Here is an 18,873-nt window from a genome sequence, read left to right on the forward strand (position 1 = left end):
ATGTGACAGTGAGGCGCGTCACACCAGGTGGGCGAGCTTCTCCGGGTTGACCACGATATGCACCTCGGTGATCCGGCCGTCCGCGACGGTGAAGGCGAGCACGCCGCCGACCCGGCCCGGGGACTCGTACCAGACCACCCCCGGCTCGCCGTTGACCCGGGCGAAGCCGAACGAGGCACCCGACTCCGGGGCGAGCCACCTGGCGGCCAGTCCGGCCACCAGCCGGGCCACCCGCTCGGCGCCCCGGATCGGCCGCACGCCGGCCGAGACGATGCCGCCGCCGTCCGAGTGCCAGACCACCTCGGGGTCGAGCGCCGCCATCAGGCCCGCGAGGTCCCCCTGTGCGGTGGCCGCCGCAAAGGCGCTGACGGCCCGGCGGTGCTCGGCCGGGTCGACGGTGCCGCGCCGGCCGCCCTCCCGGACCCGTCGGCGGGCTCGGGAGGCCAGCTGTCGGACGGCGTCGGGGGTGCGGTCGAGGGCGGCGGCGATCTCACCGAAGCCGACCGCGAACAGGTCGTGCAGCACAAACGCCGCCCGCTCGGCCGGGGTGAGCTGCTCCATCACCGCCAGCACGGCCAGCGACACCTCCTCCCCCAACTCGGCCCGCTCGGCGGGCGACTCCCCGTCATCGGTGACCAACGGCTCGGGCAGCCACTCGCCGTAGTACGACTCCCGGCGGGCCCGGGCGGAGCCGAGCAGGTCATAGCAGAGCCGCGTGACCACGGTGGTGAGGTACGCCCGGACATCCGCCACCTGCGACCAGTCAACCGCCTGCCAGCGCAGCCACGCCTCCTGCACCACGTCCTCGGCATCGGTGACCGAGCCCAGCAGCCGGTACGCCACCGCCCCCAGATAGCGCCGCTGAGCCTCGAACGCGTCCACACCAGCAGAGTCGCCGTCAGTCACCCGCCCACGGTAGCGCCCCCACCGGCCACCCGGCCCGGAACCAAAGGTGACCTTCGCCGCGGGGGGAGGCGGTTCGGGGCTGTCCGAATCAGGGCGCTAGGGCGTATGCGCACTATTGACGGTACATCGACATGTGGGGAGGCTGGGGGCTGCGAGGTCCGACACACCCTATGCGGCAGGCCGAGTCCTGCCGTCCCGAGGAGGCTGGCACATGCGGCTCCGCCCAAGAGGCCGAACCACCCGCGCATGGACCATAGGCACCGTCGTCGCACTTCTCTTCGCAGCAGCAGGACCAGCCGCGGCCGCAGGCCCCGGAACCGCCGAACCCACCGGCGGCAAGCAGTTGACCACCGCCCCGCCCACCATCCCGTTCGCCTCCGTCGAGGGCGCGCAGGCGCATGCCTTCGCCGTGCAGAGTGCGCTGGACCAGGCGGCCGACCGGATCAGGGCCGTCGCCGACTCACTCGCCCCGGCCCGCGACGGCTCCGGCTTCGCCGGTGACCGCGTGGATGTCGCGGGGAACGCGGTGACGCTCTACTGGCACGGCACCGTTCCCGCCAAGGTGCGCTCCGCCGTCACCGACGCCCGCCGCGCGGGGATCACCGTCACCGTCGAGTCGGCCGCCTACACCTTCGACCAACTGCTCGCCGAGACCGACCGGTTGGTGAGCGAGGTCCGGGCGGTCGGCGGCCGGGCGATCACCTCGGCCGGGCCGCGCCCGGACGGCAACGGCGTCCAGGTCTCGGTGGCGCCCGCACCGGCCGGGTTCGCCGCGCAGAGCCTCCAGCAGGTCGACGCGGAACTGACCCGCTCGGTGGCCCTCGACGTGACCACCGGCGAGGCGCCCCGCGCGGCGAGCCGACTCGCGGACAGCGCACCCTTCTGGGGCTCCGCCTACGCCGACATCTACAGCGGCAGCACCTACCAGGGCTCCTGTACCACCGGCTTCGGTGTGGCGGGGAACAACGGCGCCGCCCGCTATCTGCTCACCGCCGCGCACTGCGGCGGCGGCCAGTGGCGGACGGCACTGGGCACCGTGATCGGCAGCGTCATCCCCACCCAGGACCTCAGCCACGACGCCGAGTTGATCCTCACCGACGCGGGCAACGGCATCTACGAGGGCGCCTCGATCCAGGTCCAGGACACCTACTCCGGCCGTCTGGTCACCAGCGCGTCCACCAGCCATGTCGGCGACTCGATCTGCCACGGCGGCGCGTTCACCGGCAGCATCTGCGGCTACGTGGTGGCGGGCGTCGGCCAGAGCTTCACCATCGGCGGCTTCGGCGCGGTCAAGGACATGGTCCAGGCCGAGGCCCCCAACCATGTCTCCGGACTCGGCAACGGCGACAGCGGCGGTCCCGTCTACACCATCAACAGCAGCGGCTACGGCGTGGCACGCGGCACCGTCAGCGCCTACTCCGGCGTCGCGTCCGAAGAGGTGGACTGCCCCGGCGTGCCCACCGGCGGAGGCCGCCACTGCTCCTGGAAGTGGTGGTACCCCGACGTCACCAAGCAACTCGCCGGCGTCGGCGTCCACTTCTGACCGTCGCCCCACCCGGCCGCCCAGCAGGCCCGGCCGCCCAGCAGGCCGGGCCGCCCGACACCGCACGCCCGCGCCCCCGCACGGTGGCCCTCTCGGCACCGCCCTGCCTCACCCCACCGGGTACGTCGGGGAGAAGCGGGGGCCCGGCCCGGCGGTGGGGCGGCCGGGCCGCACCACGATCCGGGCGTCGTAGTGCCGGGAGAGCCGGGCGGCCTCCGCCTCCGTCCCGGCGGTGGTGAGGACGCTGACGCCGGAGCCGTCGGACAGCGGGCCCGCGCCGTTGACGGCGATGCCCTGCTGCCGCCAGTAGGCGGTGTCGGCGACGATCCGGTCCACCAGCGCGGCCATCTCCCGCTCGGACAACTCCGCGTCCGCGAAGCGCAGTTCGGCCCCCGGGGCGCCCGCACGCACCGCACGGTCCAGGTCGCTGCCCGGCTTGCGGTGGACGGTGAGCGTACCCGCCCGCCGGTCCACCACGGTCCCCGCGTACCACCCGGCGAAGCGAGCGCGGCCGATCCGGTCCACCGCATCGGCCGCCGACGCGAGAGCATCGCCCTCGGCGTCCCCCGCAGTGGGAGGGGAAGAGAGCGGCCCCCTGGAGGACGGCGCGGCGGCCGTCTCCCTCCCCGACCCGCACCCCGCCACGGCCGCACCCACAACCGCAGCCACCGCCGCCGCACACACCATCCTCGCCAGCCGCCCCGCCTTCACCCGCATCGCCCACTCCTCCCACGTCGACCGGTCCGCATATCTGACGGCGTACAGACGAATCGGGTTCCCCTGCGGCAGTGGCCCGCAGACGCTCATCCGACGCGACTCCGGCACTGCGGCGTGAACCCGCTCGGCGAGGGCCATGCCCACCGTGCGCGCCCAGACCGGTCCGCGAACCGGCGGGTCCCGCACGGTGAGCGCTGGGAACGGCCAGCCGGAGACCGAAAGACCTGGTGTCGGAGCCGCCCTGGCACCATGCCCGCCATGGAACGTGCACGCGCGCTCGAAGACCTGGACGGCCGCCCCTGGTCCAACTCGACCTGACGGGCGGCACCGCCGGCATCCGCCGCACCCTCCCACCGGCGGCCTGACAACCCTCCCCACCGAGACCCGCAGCTCCAAACGCCGTATCGCTCTGGCCGACCCCCACATCACCTCGCTGCGCGCCCACCAGACCCAGCAGGACCAGGAGCAGAAGAAGGCCGACGGAAGCTGGGTGGACGGGGGCCATGTCTTCACCCGGCCCGACGGCCACCCGGTCGAACCAGCTACCCTCACCCGACACTTCAAGGCACTCCGCCGACGAACGGGACTCCGCCAGACCCGATAGCACGACCTCCGGCACTCGACCGCGACCCTTCTCCTGGAACAGGGCGTCGAACTCGTCGTCATCAAGGAAATCCTCAGCCACGCCCTCCACAACCCCTCGGAGGTCACCGCCGAGCCCGACGACGGCGACGATCCACCGCTTTGTGCAGCGCCCGTCCGCTGACGTTGCCGTCAACTACTCCCGTCAGCCACCTCCAAGAGACCACAGCAGCCCCGCCGGAAAACCCGACGGAGCTGCTTTCTGCATGTCAGATAACTATTCCCTACCCGCAAATAGACGAATCCGGAGACTTATTGCCGCAAGGAAATCTACGGCTCACATAGACGGCATGATCACGGAGTTCCGAGAATACTTGCCACTGCTTCATGAACCTGGGCAGCGATACGGGCCAGCTACCTGAGATCGTCAGCTCCATGGGCGGCCATTTCCATCTGCCACTCGATAAACATTGGGGTGAACCAGATGAGCTACACAAGCCCCGACTCGATCATCTCCCCAGGCTGCGGGATCCGCGAAAGCAGCGCCACGTAAGCCTCGCCCGCATCCAGATCGAACTGCCCCGATCAAGACAACCTCCTACGGCCAGAACCCGACTACCGCTTCCGCTGGCACATTCCGCCAGATTACGGGAAGGGGCCATCGAAAATATCCGCATGCCCAAATGGAATGCGGCGCAGGTCGATTGCCACTACTCCATTACCCTGATTGCATTTTCCAAAGGCGGTGGCTGGATCCTTACCTGTGGCCATCCAGGGCGTCATCTTCTTTCCGGAAGAGAGACCTCACCGAGCATCTATTCGGCGGAGCCTCTCGAAATGTCCACAGCATGTTATGAGCTGAGCCCGAATTACCGACTCACCTGAAGGCGCTCCTCCAGGGTTTCCAGTGAAATCTCACCTTGCACCCACGCGGTGACGTATTGCAGGTCATGAGCCGAAAGACCGAAGGCCGATCGAAGCACTTGAGACAGCCGGAACGGCACCAAACTCAAGTTCGGGTGCTTGTCGATTAGGAGATCGGCGATCTCCGCGATACTGCACCCAATTTCGTGGTACTCGACGGCCAAGCGTGCCAATCGTTCATTTTCCTCGCCCATCAGTTCCCTCATCTTCGGAATGTAGCAAGGACTTGCTGGAAGTCCCCGTCGAGCCTCGGAACTGCTTCATCGATCCTCGCGCGAGTGAAGCCATATCTGGCTGCCTGTCTTCCATTCCAGGTCCCCTTGGCCGCCGATACTAGGCTCGCACCACCACGGACAGCTTCGTTGAAGCCTCCAAGGTTATCGCCGTATACCCAGATCCCCTGAACGCCCTGAACTCGGTCCCCGAAGTGGCCCATAACTTCGTCGAACATCGCCTTACCCCGCAACGGCGAACCCTTGTCGGGATTGTTGTGCTGGTCAGCGAATTCCGGCCGGTCCGTAGGTGTGCGTGGAAGTACCGTGCTGTGCGCCCCTGTTGCCGTCGGCGTTGCCGTCAGACGGCAACGCGCCTGAGGGCGGTGGAGTGGGCTTTGGCCGGTGTCCTACCCGGGTTGGGGTCGGGCATGGTCAGGGGGCCGTACGCTGGCCCGGCAACTCGGGCAGGCTTTGGACCTGCCCGGAATTTGAACGAGTGGCCCCCTGGCCTTGCCCGACGCGGGCCCCGACCCGGGGAGGTGGGTAAAGCCCATGGAGCCGACCGGCCCCACCCCCGGGCCTTCGGCTCAGCCAACTCCCCGCCGTCGCCTCGCCGTCGGCCTGGCGTTCGCTGTGCGGGCGCGTCCGGCTTTCTCCGCGCTTCCGTTCGTCCGCTGTGCTGTCTCTGCGCGGCCTGGTCGCTGGCCGGCCCGCGGTGGCGGAGCCGAGAGCGGGCCGGGTGGGCGGCCGTGCCGCGCGCGACCCGCGCCAGCGGGTCGCCTTGAAGACGTAGAGAAAGTTTGGACGCATCCCGCTTCGGCGGTACGCCCTGGCTGTCGGTTGAGCGTTCGGCTGGGCTGCTGGCCTGGTGCGATGGCCCACGGGTTGTGGGTCCTGTTCCGGCTGGCGACGGTGGTTCTACTCGGCTCGGGTGACCTTGGCGTGGTCGGTGACGACGCGTCTGAACAGGTCGTGGCCGGTGCGTCCGGTATGGCGGAGTGCCCACTCCTGTGCGGCTTCCTGCTCGGCGAGGGGTCCGGATTCGGCTCCGCAGTTAGCAGCGGTGCAGAACGCCTCGTAGGTGATGCCGCCTTCGGGTGCGTGGCGGATGGTGTGGGTGACGTGCCGGTATACAGCGCGGGGGCTCACTGGTGGCCCTCCGGGTGGCGTCGCATGTAGACGTTGCAGTCGCTGACGGTGGTCATGTCGCCGACCGCGCGGGCCCGGTCACGTACGTTGGCCAGCTCCGCGCACCCCGCACAGCCCTCAACGGGTACCGGCTCCAGCTCCAGGCGCAAGGGGAGTTCAACTGGCGGGGTCGAGTACCTGGTCGGCTCCGTCACTGCACATCGCCACCTTTCGAACGTCACATGGCCGACCTCTTGACAGGCCGGTGCTCTAGTTCAGTATTCGATTGGCCGAAGCACTCCCGCTACGGTTCGTAGTGCACTAGTGTGCCCTCGCTGACATCACGTCAACTCAACGGAGGAGCACGCCTTATGCCCAGTCCCAAGACGTTCACGAAGATCGCGGATCACTTCCGGGAGCGCATCCTGTCGGGAGAGCTTGAGCCGGGCGCCAAGCTGCCGACCAACCGGGAGATCGCCGGGCAGTGGCAGGCCGCAGCCGCCACCGTCTCCCGCGCCTTGCAGGCCCTCCAGGTCGAGAACTTCATCCGCACCACCCCCAGGGGCACCTACGTCGCCGACGACCCTCGCTGGACGCTGTCGGCGCGGGACCGGCTGGCCCGGGTCCAGCGGGTGAAGTCGTTCCTAGCGGAGGGCGAGACGAGCCGGGTGACGGCCGCCGAACTGATCACCCCGCCGCTGTACGTGGCGGAGATCTTCGACCTGGAAGCCGGAGACCAGGTGGTCCGGCGCGAGTGGCTGGCCGGCCGGGGCAAGACCCGGACCGTGTTCGCCGTGACCTGGTACCCGGCCCCATTCGCCGCCCTCGTGCCGGACCTGTTGAACACCGCCCCGGGCCGCAATCACGGACTGTCCGCCCGGGTTCTGGAAGCCACCGGGCGCACGATCACCCACGCCCGTGACGACATGCACGCCCGCCCCGCCGACGCCCGAGAGGCAAGCGCACTGGGGCTGCCGGTCGGCTCCCCGATCCTGGCCGGCGCCCACCGCTGGTCGGACGCGGAGGGGATCATCGAGTACGGGGAGTGGTGCCTGCCGCCCCGGTTCACCATCGGCTACGAGTACCAGCCCTGACCGATCCACGCGAAGCGTCCCCGAATGCCAGCCCGCGGCCTTCGGGGACGCCGTCGTTCACGCGCCCACCTCAGTCCGCGTCGCGGCCTTCGAGGCGTTCGACACGCTCCTCAAGCTCCTCGATCCGCTCCAGGGCTCGTTCCAGCTTGTAGGCGAGATCCGCTACTCCGGCCACCGCCGGGAACTCGTTCCGCGGGGTAGCCGACGCTTCGTCCGGCTCGTCCACCGGCTGCACCGAGACCGGTACCTCGGTGCCGAACTCGCCTCCCACGACGACATACGCCATCGACCCGTTGCGCTGGTGGGCCTTCTTCATCCTGCCTTCCAGGGTGAGGAAGGTCAGTGCCTGGTCGGCGGATTCCGGGTCGCCGCCGATCGTGTCGACCACGTCGTCCACGGTGACCGTGGCTCCCCTGGCGAGTGAGCCGTCTCTGATCTTGTGGACCAGGCGGCCGTGGATGAGCTGGGTGGCGAAGCCGTGGTCGTCCCAGTCGCGTACGTAGACCTCGTCGCCAGGCAGTTCGCCGGGGTAGCGCAGGAGGAAGTTGCCCGCCAGCAGAGAGATGGCATTGGTGACGACGTTGAGCGGCACCGCGTAGTGCTCCGCCAGGACCTCGCGGGCGGGGAGCCTGGCTCCGGGTGCCAGGGTGCCGGAGTAGATCTGCTGCTGGAGGTCGCCGGCGACCTTCTCGAAGGCGTCCTCGAAGTCGGCCGAGCGCGTGACGAAGGTGCCGCGCCCCTGGCGGGCGATGACCCAGCCCTCGTTCCTGAGGAGCCGGATGGCCTTCTGCACGGTCAGGCTCGATGCCTTGTAGGTCTGCATGAGCTGGCTCTGCGTCGGCAGGAGCTGGCCTGGACGCAGTTCGCCGTCCCGGATCTGCTGCCGCAGGTCGTCCGCGATGCGCTCGAATGTCAAGCGCGCTTCGTCAGCAGCAGCCATGTCCATCCCCAGTCCGAGTCCGATTCCACCCGCCGCAGGCCGCCCGCTGTCTGTCGTGTTTCACCAGCTCAGCGGCCTCACGGGGTCAGGGTAGCCGCCGGATGGATGGACCACCCCAAGAACGGATGGAACTCAATAGGGATGGACTTCGGATCGGATGAATGTATGGTTGCGGCACGCGATCACCCACACGAGTGACTCGCACCCCTCTACCTGGAGGTTTGCCGTGAAGACCATGCCCATCGACCAGTCCCAGGCCCTGGTGATCCTGGCCTCCGAGTCCCGGCCGCACTTCAAGGACCGCGAAGGCCAGCAGCCTGCGATCGACCGGGCCACCGGCGCCCACCTGCACCTGGTGGACGTGATGTTCGCCTTCAACGGCCGCGCCGAAGTGATCACCATGAAGGTCCCGGAGCCGGGCCTGGGCAAGGGCCTGAAGGTCGGCCTGCCGGTCGTCTTCACCAGGCTTGTCGCGTCGGCCTGGGAGAACGAGATCAACGGCAAGGACCGGCACGGCATCTCCTTGCGCGCCGACGCCGTCACCGCCAAGGCGGGCGCCTGATGACCGGCACCCCCCTCGGGCTCGCGCTCCTCGCCGTGGTCGGCCTCGGCGTGCTCGGGCTGCTGGGCTGGGCCGGGTACCGCTTCGCCCGCTGGTACCGGGCCGATGCCGAGACCCGGGTCAGTCTGCGGCAGGCGCGGCGGCTGCGGTGGGGCTGGAAACGGCTCGCCCCGATGCTCGGCCTGGCAGTCAAGGACGCCACCCCTGCGCACCCGACGACTCGCCTCACCGACCATCGGCCGCGCCCGCCGCATCCCCTCCCACGCCCTCGCTGACTACATCCACCGCCACGTAGAAGAGGCCGCCCGATGACCGCCCCCCAGCGCAGGAAGGCCCGCGCCAACGGCGAAGGCACCATCTACCAACGCAAGGACGGCCGCTGGGAAGCCACCGGCTACGTCCTCGCCGCCAACGGCACCCGCAAACGCGTCCGGGTCTACGGCACCACCCGCAAGAACGCGGCCGACAAGCTCGCCGAAAAGATCGCCGACAGCAACCGCGGGCTGCCCGTCGCCACCGCCGACAGCACCGTCGGCGACTACCTCACCTACTGGCTGGGCAGCGTCGCCATCCACCGACTCCGCGAGAACACCCACACCCGCTACGCCACCTGCGTCCGCCTCCACCTCATCCCCGGCCTCGGCACCAAGAAGATCGCCCGCCTCACCGCCAAGGACGTGCGCACCTTCCTCGACCGGCTCCGCACCACCTGCCAGTGCTGCACCCAGGGACTCGACACCGAACGGAAGAAGTGCTGCGCGATCGGCGAGTGCTGCCAGAAGCGGCTGTCCGCTTTGACCGTGACCTACGTGCACTCGGTGCTCAAGTCGGCGCTGGAGCACGCGGTCCGGGAGGACGAGTTGCCCCGCAACGTCGCCCGGAACGTCAAGACCACCACGCAGCGGCCGAGGCGCTTCCCGCCCCTCACCGCATCCGAAGTCCGCCAGTTCCTCGACGCAGCCCGCGCCGACCGGCTCGACGCCCTGTACGAACTCGCCCTGCGCACCGGACTCCGCAAAGGCGAACTCCTCGGCCTGCACTGGGAAGACCTCGACCTCACCACCGGAACGGCCAACATCCGCCGCTCGCTCCAGCGCACCCGCACCGCTGGCCTCACGCAACTGCCCACCAAGACCCGGGCCTCCGAGCGTCGCATTGCGCTGCCGACCGAATGCATCGACTCCCTCCAGGAACACAAGGAACGGCAGGACACGGAGCGCGAGAACGCAGGGCCGGACTGGAGAGACAACGGCCTCGTCTTCACCACGCCCATAGGACGGCCTCTCGACCCGGCCAACCTCACCCGCCGCTTCCGCAGCTTCCTCGGCCGGGCCGGACTCCGACGCATCCGCTTCCACGACCTACGCCACTCGACCGCCACTCTGCTCCTGGAACAGGGGGTCGACCTCGTCGTGATCAAGGAACTCCTCGGCCACGCCCACATCGGCGTCACCGCCGGCGTCTACACCCACGTCCGACTCCGCCTCCAACGCCAAGCCATCGACACCCTTGGCAACGCCCTCGGCCCGACCGACGACGACCCTGACGCCCCACCTGCTGCAACGGTCATCCGCTGACGTTGCCGTCAGCGTTGCCGTCAAAGCCCCGCCAGCGTGCATGCTGGCGGGGCTTTGACGGTTCGCTATGCCGCTAGAGTTCCCAGTTGCTAAGCGCGGCAACCTCTTCGATGGAAGGCGCCAGCCTCTCACTGAAGCCGGTCGATGATGCCTGGATTCGGTTCACAACCGAGGCGCGAGGTGCTCCCTGACCAGAAACTGTCGCCTCACGAGCAAGAACGTCAATTATTTCACGCTCCGCGTCGATCTCCATTTGAACAAGAGGTCCTACTGGAGGGGAGGGGTCGCCATATCTGACGACCACAGGCTTCTCTCCACCTACCTTGAAGTCGAGCATGGAGAGCAGTGACCTGACGGTGTTGATAGCCATCTCGGCCTTTACGGCGGATGGCCTCATTGAAACCGCGAGAGCGTTGCCGACCAACGCCATGGATTGAGCCACATAGAACTCAGGTTGAGAGGAATCATCCTCGCCATCCTGAGATTCCAGCTCTAGCTCATCCAGCGCCTCGGCGCACTCATCCTGCACGGAATCCCCAGCAGCTGCCGCCCAGACGAGACCGAGCGATGCGGCGACCCACTCAGACTGCTCCGACCGGCCAAGGGATCGACAGAAGCCAGCACCCCGCTCCGCTGCTGCGGCGCAAATCAGCGCCAGTTCAGATTCCGAAGCATTCGAGATTGCCTGCAGTTCCGGCGAAATCTCCATATCCCTCTAGCCTCCAGTGGCCCAGAAGATTGTGAATGGCGAGTTCTGTGCGGCATGACCACGTATCCCCGCACCTCCCGCTGTTATCCCCCGGGTATTCAGCATGGGCAAACAGATGGAAACGCAGAAGTTTCTTGATGCCGCACCAAACACAGCATGCTCGTTGGGGCCCAAACTGTTGAGAATCCCTTCTTCTGCATGCCCGGCAGCCTGCACGAACTCCTCCCCTGGCCGCAACGTCCAGCCGGACGGCATAGCACCACCTCCATTGATTCCAATGCGGGTGGTGAACGCCTTCGTTTTGGAGTTAAAGACGCCGATTACTGCCGTAGTGCCCTTAACGTCCGCCATGAAGTAGTCATTACGCGAGGCCTGCAATTCTTCCGCACGGCCAAGTGCGAGCATTGCATCGTCTTCAGTCGCAACCCCTGGGCCACAGTTGTGAACCAGGACCGGCGTGGCCCCCGCGAGCACATAGTACGTGTGGAGGTTGCCGACGGTCAGGTTGTGGACGGTGGTTTGCTGGGCTGTCCAGTGCTTGATCGCCGTGATCTGGACGTGGGTGCCGGCGCTGGTGCGGAGCCACTGGCCGGGCTGGAGGTCGGTGGCATCGATCCACTTGCCGAGTTCGGGGACCCAGAAGGGGTGGCCGTCGGTCGCGGTGATCTCGGCGGTCTTCGGGCCGCCCTGGGCGTGGGTGTCGATGGTGATCTGCACCAGGTGCTTGACGCCCTCGCCCTTGATCTCGGCGGTGACCGTCTCCGCCCGGGTGGTGCCCGTCTCCTGGTCGGTGGCCTTGACCTGGTCGCCGGGCTTGATGTCCTCGATCGGCTTGGCGGTGCCGTCGGCCATCAGGACCTGGGTGCCTGAGGTGAAGCTGTTGCTGGTGCAGCCGTCGTCGGCCTTGCCCGAGCCGCCGCTTCCGCTGGTGCCGCCGCTGCTGCGGGCGGAGCCGCCGGAGGAGCCGCCAGGTTTGGACGGGCTCTTGCCGCCGCTGGTTCCGGAGGCGGAGGAGCCCTTGGGGTTGGCCTTGGCCTGGGCCTGTTTCTGGACCGGGTTGCCGGTCTTCTTGGTGATGTTGACCGCGCTGTTGCTGGTTGTGTCCAGCTTGCTGGTGGGTTTCTTCTTGGCCGCCTGGGCGGCCTTCTTGGCCCGTTCGATGGCCGCCTTCTTGGCGCTGAGCGCCGCGCGTTCGGCCGCGCGGGCGGCGGCCAGCACGGCCTCGGCCGCTTTCTTGGCCGTTCGCCATGCCTGGATGGCGGAGATGGTGCGGTTGACGGCCTTGAACACCGACGGGATCTTGCCGAGCTTGCTCCAGGGGATCGCGCTGACGATGACGCCCCCGCAGGCCCACATGTCGCCGCCGAAGCAGGATATGGCGTCGTTGATGCCGATGAAGTCGGCCAGCACCTCCCAGGCCGCGGAGAGGATCACCGAGGTGAGGGAGCGGTTCATGGCGGCCTGGGACTGGGCGACCTGGGCTGCGGTGAGGCCCGCGCCCGCCAGGGCGGCGGCCAGTTCGGAGGCGGTCAGCGCCACCGACAGGCCCGATGGGTCGGACAGGGTGACCGGGTTGTTGTGGGCGTAGGCGTAGCCGTTGGCCTGCATCGGGTCCGCCAGGTCGAGGACCGGGTCGGCGGAGAGGAAGCGTCCGACGGCGGGGTCGTACAGGCGGGCGCCGAGCAGGGTGTAGCCGGAGGCGTCGTCGCGGGTCGCCCCGAGGAACCCGGTGTGGGTCTGGAGGTTGGCGGCGGTGGCGCCGGCGGCGCGCTGGTTGCCGAAGGGGTCCTGCTTGCGGACCCGGACCACCATGGAGCCGCTGAGGACGACCTCCGCATAGGCACTGCCCTGGTGGTCGCCGACGAGGGCGGTGAGCTGTGCGGCGGCGGAACCGTACGCGTAGCGCAGGACCGTGCCGCCGGGGACCGCGTAGGAGCGCTGGGTGTTGACCAGGGTGCCGCCCTGCTGGACGGTGACCTCGGCCTCGCCCAGGTGCAGGGTGGCCTGCCGGTTCTGGATGGTCAGCAGCGGGGAGCCGTCGGGCCCGTAGATGTGGCGGGTCTGGTTCTGCGCCTCCCAGGTCTGGGCGGCGGAGGTGCCGCAGGTGGCCAGCACGATCGGGGTGGCGTCGGCGGTGGCGGAGTCCTTGACGGCGAGGCAGAGGCCGGAGGACTGGTGGGTGAGCTGCCCGGTGGAGGTGTTGCGCTTCAGCTGCTGTGCGGCAGCGCCGCTGCACTTCTGCAGCTGCATCGCCGAACCGGCCGTGTTGGCGGCGGGCTGGGCACACCAGCCGTCGTGGATGGACAGGGCACCCAGGTTGGGGTCGCCCTGGCCCGGGGAGGGGGTGAAGGTCCACTTCTGGGCGGGCGAGGTGTTGCAGCTGTACAGCTGGATCGGCTGACCGGACGCCGCGGCACCGGACTTGAGGTCGAGGCACTTCTCTGCCAGGCCGACGTAGGGGGTCTTCCCGCCGCTGCCCTGGCCGGTGATCCGCTCGACCTGGCCGTCCCAGGTCCAGCTGAGCTCCTGCTTGTCGCCGTTCTGGAGCGAGGTGACGGACTTGGTCTCGCCGGTCAGCTCGTACAGCCGCTCGGCCTCGGCGGTGACCTGGGCACCGGCCGGGGTGGTGTACCTCCTGGTCGCCTTGGTGAGGGTGCGGGGCTGGCTGCCGTCGGCCTTGCCGTAGGCGTAGTCGGTGACGGCGTCCTTGGCGGTGTTGCCGGTGAGGTCCTTCTCTACCAGCTTGCTGCGGTTGCCGAGCAGGTCGTACTCGTACTCCTGCCAGAAGCCCGAGCCGTCGGTCCCGGCGGTCACGTTGACGGTCCCGTCCGCCTTGACCGGCCCGGTGGCGCAGGACGCCTGGTCCTTGGAGGTCCAAGCCTTCTTCAGCTGGCCGACCGGGTCATAGGTGAAGCACTGCCGCTCCTCGATGCCGACGGAGTTCTCGCGGATCGCGGTGACATTGCCCGCGTTGTCGTACCAGTACGAGCGGTGCGAGACAAGGCTGCCGCCGACGAGGGCGGTGTCCCCGGTCTGTTCGCGGAAGACCTGCTGGTCGGTGAGCGCGCCGCTGGCCTCGTCGTAGTTGGCGAGGGCCCACACCCGGTTGGGCTGTGCGCCGAGGGTGGAGCGCAGCACCTGGCCGTAGGCGGAGTAGACCGCCTCGGCTCCGTACCAGTTCTTGCCGGACACGGACAGCGGCAGGCCGTCCTTGTCGTAGCGCACCACCAGTTGCTCGGAGCTGAAGCCGCCGACGTCGGGCAGCGTGGCCGTCTCCACCAGGCCGGTGTCCGAGTAGGTGTAGCCGTAGCCATATGAGGGCTTGAGGCCCCAGGCGTCGGCTATGGACTTCGGCAGGGTGAGGGCGGTGGAGACGGGCTGGTAGTCGGGGGTGTAGCCGCCGACCTTCAGGGTGTACGGCAGGCCGTCGGTGTAGCGGGTGGCGGAGGCGGGCAGGCCCTTGCCGCCGGCGGCCGTGTCATAGGTGTATTCGGCGAGCAGGGTGCCGGTGTCGCCGCCGAGCCGCTGCTCGGTGGGGCGGGACACCTTGTCGTAGCCGGTCCAGACGGTGACGCCGCGCGCATTGGTGATGGTCTTCGGCCGGTCGAGGTGGTCGTAGGTGGTCTGGGTGGTGCCGGCGTCGGGGTCGGTGGCGGTCTTCACCAGGCCGCGCTGGTTGTAGGTCCAGGACCAGGCGTGGCCGGGGTCGGCGGAGTGGGTGGCCTTCTCCAGCAGGCCGCGCGCGTTGTACGTGTACTCCATCGTGGTGAACGCGGTGCGGGCGGCGTTGCTGAAGGTGTCCACGCGGACCGTGCGGCCCAGCGCGTCCGTGTACAGCTTGTAGGAGGCGGCGCCCGCCGGGTTGATCACCGTGGAGTGGTCCGCGCCGTAGGCGTAGCGGGTGGCCCGGTCCGCACTCTCCTTGCCTCGCAGGACGGGCATTTCCTCGACCACGCGGCCGAGGCCGTCGTAGGTATAGCGGGTGGCGTTGGGCACGGCCGTGTCGGCGAGCGGGGTGAACAGCTTGCCGCTGGGAGTGCCCTTGGCGAAGTAGGCGTTGTTGGTCTGCCACACCTCGCCGGAGCTGTTGTGCAGCGTGTCCGTGACCAGGATGCCGCCGCCGGTGGCCTGCTCCTGGCTCTGCCGCTCGCGGCCCAGGCCGTCGTAGAAGGTGACGGCGGTCTCGACGCGGTCCTCGTGGCCGCGCGTGTGGGTGGTGACGTACGGCGGCTTGCCGACCGGGGTGGCGTACACGGCCCTGAAGTCGGGCACGGCCGTGGTGGAGGGGGTGCGTCCGGGAGCCCAGGCTTCGACGAGGCGGCCCAGCGGGTCGTACTTGGCCTCGCTGCTGTGCCCGTTGACGTCCGTGGTCTTGAGGGAGACGGCCCGGCCGGGGTCCAGTTCGCTGGTCTGCTGGTGCAGCAGCGGGTCCTTCTCGATGACCTTGTACGCCTGCCCGGTGGGCGGGTCGTAGCTGATCGTGGAGGAGTTGCCGTCGGGGTCGGTGCGCCTGGTGACGCGGCCGATGGCGTCGAATTCGGTGGTGCCGTCGGACTGGTAGTCGGAACCGTCGGCCTTCAGCGACCAGGTCCGGGTCGCGAGGCCGCGGGTCGTCTCGGCCAGGTCGGCACCGTACTTCTGGCCGTCGTAGGCGACGAGGAAGGCATCGCTCAGGGTCTTCAGATCGTCGAAGTTGGCCTTCGCACAGGTCGTCGGGCTGGTGCGGGACCGCTTGGTCAGGCCGATGATGTGCTTGTCGCTGCTGTCGACGTACTCCAGGAGCGTGCAGGACTCGTCGCCGCTCTTCCCGGTGTCGCCCAGCATCTCCACCTGCGTGGGCAGGCCATAGGTCGGCTCGAACGTCGTCCTGGTCTCGACCACGCGCTCGGTGCGCTTGTCGTCGCCAGTGCCGGAGGATTTGGTGTACGAGACCTGCCGGGGCTCGGTGACACGCCAGGCGCGCAGGGCGCTGAGGCCGTCGTCGCGCTCCCGTTTGGCGAGCTCGGTGGCCTCGGGGTACGTGATGCTGCGGGTGAGCCAGGCGGTGTCGGCGTCGCCGGCGTCGGCGTAGGTGAGCTCCTCGGCGATGCGCCCGGCGAAGGGCTCCTTGTCCTTGGCGATCTCGATGGTGCCGCTGATGTCCTTCACAGGCACGGTCGCGCCCATGCCGCGGAAGTAGCGGGTGACGGACTTGGACCGCCTACTGCCGATGGCGGGGTCATCCGCACCGGTGAGGACGGCGACCCGCTCGAAGCCGGCGAACTCGGAGTAGGTGCGGGTGGACTTCTTGGTGAACTCCTGCTCCGCGAGCCGCCACCCGGCGTTTGTGTACGTATAGGCGGTGACGGTGCTGAACGCGCCGTCGACATTGGGGAGTTCCTCGATGCCGGCGACCACGTACTTGTGGAACCAGTCGATGTCCTCCTTCTCCGGGTCCGGGTGCCAGAAGGCCGGGTAGCACAGGCGGGTGTTGGCCTTCAGTGCGGCCGTGTCGTCCTTGCCGGGCAGGCCGCTGCCGGTGGCGCACTGGCCTGCGGGCTCGCGGTAGGTGACGACGGTCTCGCCGCCGTACTCGTTGATGACGCGGGCGATGCGCAGCCGGGAGAAGCCGGGGCGCGGGTCGCCGCCTGCCCGCTTGACGCGGTTCGGCATGTCCTCGTCGTTGTACTCGAAGCGCACCGGGTTGAGGGTGGCGGCGGTCCTGCCGTCCGCGCCGTGGCCTGTGCGCGTGATCGACTCCAGCCACAGGGCGGTGTTGGGGCCGGTCTTGAGGACGGGGAAGGAGTGCTTCAGCTGGTAGGAGTCGACGGGCTGGAGGCCGGTCGAGCCCCTGGTGCGCTGCGCCGATGTCGTGATCTTGTCCAGGCGGTGACGGGAGAAGAAGGACGGCGAGGCGTTCCAGCACATCTGACCCGAGGCGCAGCGCAGATTCGCCGGAGTGTCGTACCAGATGCGGTACTTGCCGGGGTCCTTGTCGGTGAAGTTGGCCTCGGTGCAGGTGAGGGTGCCCACGGTGAGGCAGCGTTCGGCGACGGTGAAGGCGATGCGGGCCAGCGGTGCGGCCGAGAAGAGGGTCTCCTTGCGCTGCCCGTAGTCGATGCGGGCGAGGTGGCCGCCGCGGTGGTAGGCGACCGGGGCCTTGAAGTTGAAGTTCTTCGCGTAGTAGTTGGTCTCGCGCACCCACCACAGGGACATGGCGTTGCCGTGGACGTCCTCCACGTAGTCGAGAGACCAGCGCCATGCCTGGGCGCAGGAGGAACCGGCGAAGTCGCCCGCCTTGTAGCAGGGTTCTTCCTTGTGGTTGCCGAACACCGGCACGGTCAGGACGGAGTCGGTGACCGGGTCGTCGTCCGAGGTGTCGGGGGTGCCCTTGTCGGACCAGCCGGGCAGGCGGTTGAGGCCGAAGTGGTAGGCGGTGCCGTCGCGGGTGGTGACGATCCAGTACTCGCCGTCCGCGTCACCGTTCTTCAGGCGTGTGTCCTTGACCAGCTGGACCCTGGAGCCGTCGCCGTTGGCGGTGGTCCAGGTCTCCTGGTCCTGGTCCCAGACCAGTTCGGTGGTCATGCCGCCGAGGGACAGGGTGGCGTTGTCGGAGCCCCAGCACAGGTCGCCGGTGCGGTGGTTGGCGTTGTTCGCCCCCGCCTTCTTCGAGTCCTGGGTGCAGCCGGCGTAGGTACGGGTGATCGCTCCCGCGCCGTACTCCCAGCCGTCGCCGATCCAGGACGCCTGGTTGTTGGTGGCGGAGGTGCGGCCGTCCACCGACTGCGAGGAGTACGAGAGGGCCACCTTCGGCATGAGGCCGCCCGCCGTCTCGGGCGTCTGCACCTGGTACGAGTAGGTGAACGCACCGGAGGAGGAGCCTGCGGCCCAGGAGCCGGAGGACAGCAGTGGCGTGGCGGTGTAGTCGCCTGCCGCCGAGGCGCCGGTGTCGAGCGCGCCGACGACTCGCGGGCTCGGCTCGTCGGCGGCGGTCAGGGCGGCCGTGTGGACCGAAGCCCCGCTGGCCCCGCTGGCCCCGGAGGCGGGGGCGGAGGTGGGGGCGCCGCCGACCAGTTGGCCGACGGGCACGGTGCCGGTGATGACGCGTCGGGTCGGTGTGTCCTCGGCGGCCATGGTGCGGGTGGGCGCTGCCTCGGTGGGCAGCAGCTCCACCTCGCTGGGCAGCGGCTGGAAGGTGTGCTCGCCGGGGGTGGCGGACAGGGTCCGCGCCTCCACGCCGGGGGCCCCGGCGGACACGGCCTCCACATCCGCGTCGGGGGCGCACTCGCCGCTGTAGGGGGAGGTGAGGACGCAGCCGGGGAGCAGCATCAGGCCGAAGCGGTCGGCGGCCTGCGGACCGTAGAGATCGGCGAAGGCCGTGTAGTCGACGCTGAGGGCGACCTCGGCGGCCGGGTCGGCGTCGGCGGGCGGCGTGATCCGCATGATCAGGCCGGAGACACCCGCGGTCTGGGATGCCTCGGGAGCGGCCAGCTCCACGGTCCACCGGCCGGCGAGGGCGGCCGGGTCGCCGCCCTCCGGGACTCCGAGGGCAACCGGCAGGTCGGAGACGGGAGCGGTGGCACCGGGCTGGACTCCGGTCAGGTCCACGGTGCCGCTTTCCGGCTTCCAGGGGGTGACGGCCTGTGGCTCGTACGGGACCACCGGGACCTCGTCGGCGGTGGTCAGGTCCGTCTCGGCGTTCTGGTCCTGGGTGACCGCCTCGCGCTCGGGTAGGTCCGGCAGTTCGAGCTGCGTATCCTCGCGGTGCATGCCGGGGCCGGGCACCGCCCAGGCCGGGGCGGACAGGCTCGTCGCCGTCAGCGCGGAGGCCAGTAGCAGGACGATCGCCGTGCGGGCACGACTCCGCCGGCGGCGGGCGGACTCCGGCAGGGCCGGTCGGCCACGCCCCCGCCAGGACAGCGGACCTGTAGCACGCATACGTGTCGACTCCCACCCGGGCGCGAAGGAAGAGGAATGGATCGAGGTGTGAGGACACC

At 69.1% G+C, this 18,873-nt stretch carries 15 protein-coding genes and 1 pseudogene; 8 read left to right on the top strand and 8 right to left on the bottom strand.

Translation table 11 applies throughout. The features are described from left to right. Nucleotides 1–18: 18 nt before the first annotated feature. Nucleotides 19–906: an RNA polymerase sigma factor SigJ gene (sigJ, locus tag C7M71_RS06890; protein ID WP_229758589.1), complete on the bottom strand. Its 888-nt coding sequence runs from the start codon at nucleotides 904–906 to the stop codon at nucleotides 19–21. A 343-nt stretch (nucleotides 907–1,249) separates the two neighbouring features. Between sigJ and C7M71_RS06895 the strand changes: the two genes are divergently transcribed. After that, nucleotides 1,250–2,449: a chymotrypsin family serine protease gene (locus tag C7M71_RS06895; RefSeq protein WP_111489171.1), complete on the top strand. Its 1,200-nt coding sequence runs from the start codon at nucleotides 1,250–1,252 to the stop codon at nucleotides 2,447–2,449. Nucleotides 2,450–2,557: 108 nt separating this feature from the next. On the opposite strand, the gene C7M71_RS06900 is transcribed toward C7M71_RS06895, so the two are convergent. Beyond that, nucleotides 2,558–2,926: a hypothetical protein gene (locus C7M71_RS06900; protein ID WP_162824156.1), complete on the bottom strand. Its 369-nt coding sequence runs from the start codon at nucleotides 2,924–2,926 to the stop codon at nucleotides 2,558–2,560. A gap of 94 nt (nucleotides 2,927–3,020) precedes the next feature. Here C7M71_RS06900 and C7M71_RS30525 point away from each other — a divergent pair, with 94 nt between their 5' ends. The 3 genes and pseudogenes from C7M71_RS30525 to C7M71_RS30530 all read left to right on the top strand — a co-directional run bounded on the left by C7M71_RS30525 (nucleotide 3,021) and on the right by C7M71_RS30530 (nucleotide 4,633). Next, nucleotides 3,021–3,284 (top strand): hypothetical protein, encoded by a 264-nt coding sequence (locus tag C7M71_RS30525; protein ID WP_162824157.1) that lies wholly within the window; start codon nucleotides 3,021–3,023, stop codon nucleotides 3,282–3,284. Nucleotides 3,285–3,474: 190 nt separating this feature from the next. After that, nucleotides 3,475–3,932 (top strand): annotated as a pseudogene (locus C7M71_RS33345) (tyrosine-type recombinase/integrase); the annotation flags it as partial. A 203-nt stretch (nucleotides 3,933–4,135) separates the two neighbouring features. Then, entirely contained in the window at nucleotides 4,136–4,633 is a 498-nt protein-coding gene (locus C7M71_RS30530; RefSeq protein ID WP_162824158.1) for a hypothetical protein, read from the top strand. Here the strand turns inward: C7M71_RS30530 and C7M71_RS06905 are convergent. The 3 genes from C7M71_RS06905 to C7M71_RS06915 all read right to left on the bottom strand — a co-directional run bounded on the left by C7M71_RS06905 (nucleotide 4,618) and on the right by C7M71_RS06915 (nucleotide 6,230). Further along, nucleotides 4,618–4,878 (bottom strand): hypothetical protein, encoded by a 261-nt coding sequence (locus C7M71_RS06905; RefSeq protein WP_162824159.1) that lies wholly within the window; start codon nucleotides 4,876–4,878, stop codon nucleotides 4,618–4,620. The genes C7M71_RS30530 and C7M71_RS06905 overlap by 16 nt on opposite strands. 927 nt (nucleotides 4,879–5,805) lie before the next feature. Next, nucleotides 5,806–6,036 (bottom strand): DUF7848 domain-containing protein, encoded by a 231-nt coding sequence (locus C7M71_RS06910; RefSeq protein WP_111489168.1) that lies wholly within the window; start codon nucleotides 6,034–6,036, stop codon nucleotides 5,806–5,808. Next, entirely contained in the window at nucleotides 6,033–6,230 is a 198-nt protein-coding gene (locus tag C7M71_RS06915; RefSeq protein WP_111489167.1) for a hypothetical protein, read from the bottom strand. Before C7M71_RS06915 ends, C7M71_RS06910 begins: the two co-directional genes overlap by 4 nt. 156 nt (nucleotides 6,231–6,386) lie before the next feature. Between C7M71_RS06915 and C7M71_RS06920 the strand changes: the two genes are divergently transcribed. Then, nucleotides 6,387–7,109 (top strand): GntR family transcriptional regulator, encoded by a 723-nt coding sequence (locus tag C7M71_RS06920; protein ID WP_019761424.1) that lies wholly within the window; start codon nucleotides 6,387–6,389, stop codon nucleotides 7,107–7,109. 70 nt (nucleotides 7,110–7,179) lie between these two features. On the opposite strand, the gene C7M71_RS06925 is transcribed toward C7M71_RS06920, so the two are convergent. Then, nucleotides 7,180–8,025 carry a GntR family transcriptional regulator gene (locus C7M71_RS06925; protein WP_111489166.1) on the bottom strand — a complete coding sequence of 282 codons (846 nt, stop codon included), beginning with the start codon at nucleotides 8,023–8,025 and terminating at the stop codon, nucleotides 7,180–7,182. Nucleotides 8,026–8,284: 259 nt separating this feature from the next. Between C7M71_RS06925 and C7M71_RS06930 the strand changes: the two genes are divergently transcribed. From C7M71_RS06930 to C7M71_RS06940, 3 genes are read left to right on the top strand one after another with little or no spacing between them, the layout of a single operon-like run. Next, entirely contained in the window at nucleotides 8,285–8,611 is a 327-nt protein-coding gene (locus C7M71_RS06930; protein WP_229759071.1) for an SCO3933 family regulatory protein, read from the top strand. Then, nucleotides 8,611–8,886 (top strand): hypothetical protein, encoded by a 276-nt coding sequence (locus C7M71_RS33150; RefSeq protein ID WP_162824160.1) that lies wholly within the window; start codon nucleotides 8,611–8,613, stop codon nucleotides 8,884–8,886. Before C7M71_RS06930 ends, C7M71_RS33150 begins: the two co-directional genes overlap by 1 nt. 33 nt (nucleotides 8,887–8,919) lie before the next feature. Next, complete coding sequence (locus tag C7M71_RS06940) at nucleotides 8,920–10,188, top strand: tyrosine-type recombinase/integrase (protein WP_111489164.1); 1,269 nt, start codon at nucleotides 8,920–8,922, stop codon at nucleotides 10,186–10,188. A 73-nt stretch (nucleotides 10,189–10,261) separates the two neighbouring features. Here the strand turns inward: C7M71_RS06940 and C7M71_RS30540 are convergent, their stop codons facing one another. Together C7M71_RS30540 and C7M71_RS06945 are read right to left on the bottom strand one after the other, a co-directional pair. Beyond that, nucleotides 10,262–10,897 carry a hypothetical protein gene (locus C7M71_RS30540; RefSeq protein ID WP_162824161.1) on the bottom strand — a complete coding sequence of 212 codons (636 nt, stop codon included), beginning with the start codon at nucleotides 10,895–10,897 and terminating at the stop codon, nucleotides 10,262–10,264. A 6-nt stretch (nucleotides 10,898–10,903) separates the two neighbouring features. Continuing rightward, nucleotides 10,904–18,814 (bottom strand): ricin-type beta-trefoil lectin domain protein, encoded by a 7,911-nt coding sequence (locus tag C7M71_RS06945; protein WP_111489163.1) that lies wholly within the window; start codon nucleotides 18,812–18,814, stop codon nucleotides 10,904–10,906. Nucleotides 18,815–18,873 lie beyond the last annotated feature (59 nt).

Source organism: Peterkaempfera bronchialis, assembly GCF_003258605.2.
GTDB classification, from domain to species: Bacteria; Actinomycetota; Actinomycetes; order Streptomycetales; family Streptomycetaceae; genus Peterkaempfera; species Peterkaempfera bronchialis.